Raw genomic sequence first — 5,067 nt, forward strand, 5'->3', positions numbered from 1 at the left:
TGCTCCGGGCTCGCCGCCGCCGGGCTCGCCACGATCTTCGTCTACGCGGTGAAGGACTTCGACGTGCTCATCGACGCGGGCGCGGGATCGGCCCTGAGCTGGGCCCTGCCGGGGCTGCTGCTCGCCGCGGCCGTGATCGGGACCGTCGTCGGGCTGGTGCTGCGCTCCCGGAGCCCGGAGACCTTCGCGGGGATCGGGCAGGGCAACGAGGCGTTCCGGCTGGAGCGCGCCGCCGACGAGGAGGCCGAAGCACGGGCGCAGGACGGCGCGCGGGAGTGATCCGGGGCCCGGCCCACGTCCGCCCGTGCGGGCGCGGGCCGGGCTCGCTGCCGCCAAGTGGCCCGTGTGCGCCGGTCGTTGGGGCCGCTCCGGACAGTACGCGGGCCCTAGGGTGTCGGGCATGGCCGTGACCTTCTTCGCCGTGACGCTCGACTGCCCGGAGCCCGACCGGCTTGCCCGCTTCTACCAGAGGTTCCTCGGCGGTCGGCGCGCCGTCTCGGACGAGGGGGACTTCGCCGTACTCGCCCCGTACGGCAGCGGCGTCCGCATCGACTTCCAGCAGTCCGCCAACCCGCAGCCGCCCCGCTGGCCCGACGGGGAAGCACCGCGCCGCCACCACCTGGAGTTCGCCGTCGACGAGGACCTGGACGAGGTCGAACAGCGGCTCCGCTCCCTCGGCGCCGACGTGCCCGCGCACCAGCCGGACGGCGAACTCTTCCGGGTATTCGTCGACCCCGCGGGCCACACCTTCTGCGTGGCGCCGCGCGAACACACCTTGCTCAGAGGGGAGTTGCACGACTCGGCGGACTAGCCCCGGGCTGCGGCGGCCTACCGCTCGGTGGGGGCGTGCGGGGACAGCAGCGCCGGGTTCTCAGGGACGGCACAGCCACAGGACGGCCTGCGCCATCTCTTCCGCCGTGCCGAGGCGGCCGATGGGTCGGTTGACTTCGGCTTCGGTGCGGTCGGGGATGCCGACGTGGTCTGGCCGTCGTCGACGACGAGGGCGGTGCCCGTGGTGAAGGCGCGCCGGTGGGTGGTCCTGCTACGCCCCCGAGGCTCCGTCGGCGCCCGCACCCGCGGTGACCGCGGCCGGCAGTTCGGCCTCCACCGCGAAGCCGCCGCCGCGGCGCTGCCCGGTCTCGATGGTGCCGCCCGCCAGCCGCACCCGCTCCCGCAGGCCGATCAGGCCGTGGCCGCCGCTCGGCAGCAGGGGCTCTCCGTCCGAGGCCGTCCCTTCGCCGGCTCGCTCGTCGGAGGGTGCGCTGTTGCGCACGCCGACCCGCACGGTCTCGCCGCGGTAGGCCACCGTCACCTCCGTCTCGGCGCCGGGCGCGTGCTTGTGCACGTTGGTCAGCCCTTCCTGGACGATCCGGTAGGCGGCGCGCTCGGTCGACTCGGGCAACCGGTGCGGCTCGCCGGCGGTACGCAGCTCCACCGGCAGTCCGGCGCTGCGCGAAGAGTCGACGAGTTCGGGCAGCCGGGCCAGTACGGCCTCGCCGCCCTCCGGCCCGGTTCCGGCGGCGGGTTCGCGGTCCGCCTCCGGCGCCCGCGGTGCGGCGGCGCCCGTCTCCGCGGCTTGCGAGGGCGTCTGCACGGCCGGTGTGCGCTGCTCGTCCTCGCGCTGCGGGCGGCGCAGTACGCCGATCATCTCCCGCAGTTCGTCGAGGGCCTGCCGCCCGGCGGTGGCGATGGTCGTCGACGCCTGCTTGGCGGCGTCCGGATCGCCCGAGACGTACTGGAGCGCGTTGGCGTGCACCACCATGAGGCTCACCCGGTGCGAGACGACGTCGTGCATCTCGCCCGCGATCCGCCGCCGCTCCTCCGCCACGGCTGCGTCGGCGATCAGCGTCTGCTCGCGTTCCGCCCGCTCGGCCCGGTCGACCCAGGCGAGGAGCGCGACCCGGCGCTCGCCCATGTACATGCCGAGCAGGAGCGGCGTCAGCACCGTGAGCAGAACGGCGAACCCCTGCTGGCTCAGCAGCACTTGGGGTTCGCGCCAGAACGAGGTGCTGGACGCCGAGACGGTGGCGAGGCTCACCAGCGCCGCGATCGCGACCACGCTGCGTCGGCGCGGGCCGCGGAAGGCGCCCTCCGCGTAGAGGGCGAAGAAGGTCGTGAAGACGGAGAGGTGCACGGTGTACGCGGCGAGGCAGACGGCGAGCACCACTTCGGGCGCACGCCGCCGGGCCAGCAGCGTCGATGCGACCGCGATCGCGGCCGTGTGGTTGAGCCACGGCGGGAACGGTCCCAGGTGCGGGTTGCTGAGACTCCCGAGCGCCGCGGCCCAGACGGCCAGCGCCGTCGCGAGGCAGTCGCCCATGACGGGGTGGCGTAGGAGACGGCGCAGCCGCGGCCAGCGCGCCGTCCGGCTCTCTCCTGCAAAGTTCCCCGAGGTCATCGGCCGAGCGTATACCGCCGTCCGCGGGTCCCTTGCCGTCGGTCGGGCGCGGGCGTGCGCGCTCCTCCGCGAGGACACCGCGAGCCCCCGGGCGGATCGTCGCCGCCGTGTCGCCCGGGCCGCCGTGGTGAACGCGGAGCCGACCGCTTCCTTGCTCCGGTCGCCCTCGCCGCGGCCCTCGTCACCTGTCGACGGCTCCGACGCCGAGCTACCGCAGGCTTGCTCCGTGTGCGGGCTGCGGGGTGCTGCGCAGCCGCTCCTCCAACGCGTCCAGCAGGCCGGGCAGGTCGGGGGCGACGGCGAGGTCGTCGAGAGTGGACGGGGAGAGGAGGCCGGAGTCGGCCATGCCGCGCAGGGCGTCGAGCAGGGGCGTCCAGAAACCCCCGGCGTCGAGGAAGCCGACGGGCTTGGCGTGGAAGCCCAGTTGGCGCCACGACCACACCTCGAAGACCTCCTCCAGCGTGCCGAGCCCGCCGGGCAGGGCGACGAAGGCGTCGGCGCGCTCGGCCATCATCGCCTTGCGCTCGTGCATCGAGTCGCACAGCAGGAGCTCCGTCACCCCCTCGTGCGCCCACTCCCGCTCGACCATGCTGCGCGGAATGACGCCGATGACCTCGCCACCCGCCTTCAGCGCGCCGTCCGCCACCTCGCCCATGAGCCCGCGGCACCCACCGCCGTAGACGAGGCCGATCCCGCGCCCGGCCAGCTCCTTGCCGACGCCGGCGGCCAGTTCGGCGTGCGCCGGGTCGTGTCCGCCGGACGAGGCGAGGAAGACGGCGAGGCGGCGCATGGAGACCTCCGGGACGACGGTTGCGGGGTTCTTCGGTGTACCACGGGCACGCCGGTGCTGACCAAGATTTCTCTGCCCGGGCGGCTTGCGGCCGTGTGCGTTGCGCACGGACGGCGTGGGCGTCGGGTGGTCGTCGCGACGGCCAAGTTCCCCTTCGGCGGAGCCGGTCGGCGGGGTGTCGGCCGCCGTGACGGCGCGGTGCCGGCTCCGGGGGCGTCCGCTGTTCCGTGCGCATGGAACGGTGCCGTGCCTCCCGACGGCGCCGCCACCGCGACGGTCCCGTGCCACTCGACTGCCAAGTACCGCCACTCACGCGTGCGTTGGCACGGTGTTGCCGTCCTGCGTCGGACCGGAGCACGGCCGACCCTGCACCGCACCCGTCAACCGCCGCCCGCCTCAGGAGCCTTGGCGACCAGTCGTCTCACGCCCCACAGGTGCGCGCATCAGCTCGCCCCCGCACGTCCAACAGCCCGGGGGAGCGGCGGAGTTCGAAGAACCCCGGGCACTCGGCCATCGCGAGCGTGCCGTCCCACAGCCGGCCGGCCGCCTCGCCCGACGGTGCGCCGGAGACGCACGGGCCGAAGAACGCCACCGTGCCCGCGCGTCGGCGGACGGCCATCACGGGTGTCCCCACGTCGCTTCCGACGAGGGCGACGGCCGCCCCGTGCGAGGCGCGCAGCGCCGCGTCGTAGCGGTCGCTCTCCGCCGCGGCGGCCAACTCGCCCGGCAGCCCGGCGTCTTCGAGCGCGTCCTCGAAGACGCCGGCGCGGAACTCCTCGTGCTCGTGCAGCCGCGAGCCCAGCGCCGTGTAGAAGCGGCCGAGCGCCTCCTCCCCGTACTCCTCCGCAACGCCCGCGGAGATCCGCACGGGGCGGAGGAGGTAGCCGCCCGCGTCTCCCTCGGGGTCCTCCTCGCGGCCCTCGTTGAGGAGGGTCAGGCTCATCACGTGCCAGTGCGGCGTGAGCGGCCTGACCTCGCAGGCGTGGAGCAGCCAGCGCGAAGTGAGCCAGGTGTAGGGGCAGGAGGGGTCGAACCAGAAGTCGACGTGCGTCGGTTGCGTCATGCTGCCGTCCTTCGCGCTCTTCGTCGTCGTCCGCCGAGGCGGTCAGAGTCCGCGGAGGCGGTCCATCTCGCGCCTCTCCTTCTTCGTCGGCCGCCCGGCTCCGCGGTCGCGCCGCGGCGGCTGCGCCTGCTCCTCGCGGGGCGGGGGAGGCGGGCTGTTGTCCGTGAGGCAGCCGGCGGCGACCGTCGCGCTGACGCGCTTCTTCACCAGCCGCCTGACGACGACGATCCGCTCGCGCCCGGAGTGCCGCAGCCGCACCTCGTCGCCGGGCCGAACCGCGTGGGCAGCCTTGACCCGGTCCCCGTTGACGCGTACGTGCCCCGCGCGGCAGGCAGCGGCGGCGAGCGCACGCGTCTTGGTCAGCCGTACGGACCAGATCCAACTGTCGACCCGTACCGAACCCTCCTCGGAAGCCATGTCTCCGACTCTAGCCGCGCACGCCGCCGCAGTGGAGCGGCTCCGTACCCGTGGCAGGGCGACGGAGCCCCGAGCCCCGAGCGCCGACAGGTGTTCTACTGGGGGCGGAAGGACCGCAATGTCCGTGTCAGGGGCGAGCGCGAGTCCTCGATCACCACGGAGGACGCACTCCATGACCCCCTCCCTCCCCGGCTCCCCGGACGGCATGCAAGCGACAGCCGGCGGCTCCGACCGAGGAGAGCGCGCCCCGGAGAGCCGGGCGCCGTACACCGCGGCACCCCCGCCCCGGGAGCCAGCCGGCATCCTCGACGAGCTGGGCTTCGCGGCGGCACGTACCGCGGCCCGAGCCCGCCTCCAGGCGCGCCGCCGGGCCGCCGAGCACGGCGGGCGGGGCCACTA

At 74.6% G+C, this 5,067-nt stretch carries 6 protein-coding genes and 1 pseudogene; 3 read left to right on the forward strand and 4 right to left on the reverse strand.

Features of this window, described 5'->3' with window-relative positions:
* Both UWG_RS29235 and UWG_RS0100510 read left to right on the forward strand, forming a co-directional pair.
* Nucleotides 1-279, forward strand: a pseudogene (locus UWG_RS29235) (amino acid permease); the annotation flags it as partial.
* A 121-nt stretch (nucleotides 280-400) separates the two neighbouring features.
* Nucleotides 401-811 (forward strand): VOC family protein, encoded by a 411-nt coding sequence (locus UWG_RS0100510; RefSeq protein ID WP_016905243.1) that lies wholly within the window; start codon nucleotides 401-403, stop codon nucleotides 809-811.
* Nucleotides 812-1,042: 231 nt separating this feature from the next.
* On the opposite strand, the gene UWG_RS0100515 is transcribed toward UWG_RS0100510, so the two are convergent.
* The 4 genes from UWG_RS0100515 to UWG_RS0100530 form a co-directional block, all read right to left on the reverse strand.
* On the reverse strand, nucleotides 1,043-2,398 hold the full coding sequence (locus UWG_RS0100515; protein ID WP_237719951.1) for a sensor histidine kinase: 1,356 nt from the start codon (nucleotides 2,396-2,398) through the stop codon (nucleotides 1,043-1,045).
* 208 nt (nucleotides 2,399-2,606) lie between these two features.
* Nucleotides 2,607-3,188, reverse strand: coding sequence for an LOG family protein (locus UWG_RS0100520; RefSeq protein WP_016905245.1), 582 nt, complete (start codon nucleotides 3,186-3,188; stop codon nucleotides 2,607-2,609).
* Between the two features lie 421 nt (nucleotides 3,189-3,609).
* Nucleotides 3,610-4,251 (reverse strand): mycothiol-dependent nitroreductase Rv2466c family protein, encoded by a 642-nt coding sequence (locus UWG_RS0100525; RefSeq protein WP_016905246.1) that lies wholly within the window; start codon nucleotides 4,249-4,251, stop codon nucleotides 3,610-3,612.
* A gap of 42 nt (nucleotides 4,252-4,293) precedes the next feature.
* Entirely contained in the window at nucleotides 4,294-4,668 is a 375-nt protein-coding gene (locus tag UWG_RS0100530) for an RNA-binding S4 domain-containing protein (RefSeq protein ID WP_016905247.1), read from the reverse strand.
* 172 nt (nucleotides 4,669-4,840) lie between these two features.
* Here UWG_RS0100530 and UWG_RS33490 point away from each other — a divergent pair.
* On the forward strand, nucleotides 4,841-5,067 hold a 227-nt coding region (locus tag UWG_RS33490), incomplete at its 3' end, for a hypothetical protein (RefSeq protein WP_033195897.1).

It is taken from the genome of Streptomyces xiaopingdaonensis, from assembly GCF_000262345.1.
Taxonomy (GTDB): Bacteria; Actinomycetota; Actinomycetes; order Streptomycetales; family Streptomycetaceae; genus Streptomyces; species Streptomyces xiaopingdaonensis.

Bases quoted from the DNA above. Each gene is read 5' to 3' on its own strand.
- UWG_RS0100515 (WP_237719951.1), bottom strand. From the start codon at position 2,398: ATGACCTCGGGGAACTTTGCAGGAGAGAGCCGGACGGCGCGCTGGCCG.
- UWG_RS0100520 (WP_016905245.1), bottom strand. From the start codon at position 3,188: ATGCGCCGCCTCGCCGTCTTCCTCGCCTCGTCCGGCGGACACGACCCG.
- UWG_RS0100530 (WP_016905247.1), bottom strand. From the start codon at position 4,668: ATGGCTTCCGAGGAGGGTTCGGTACGGGTCGACAGTTGGATCTGGTCC.
- UWG_RS0100525 (WP_016905246.1), bottom strand. From the start codon at position 4,251: ATGACGCAACCGACGCACGTCGACTTCTGGTTCGACCCCTCCTGCCCC.
- UWG_RS0100510 (WP_016905243.1), top strand. From the start codon at position 401: ATGGCCGTGACCTTCTTCGCCGTGACGCTCGACTGCCCGGAGCCCGAC.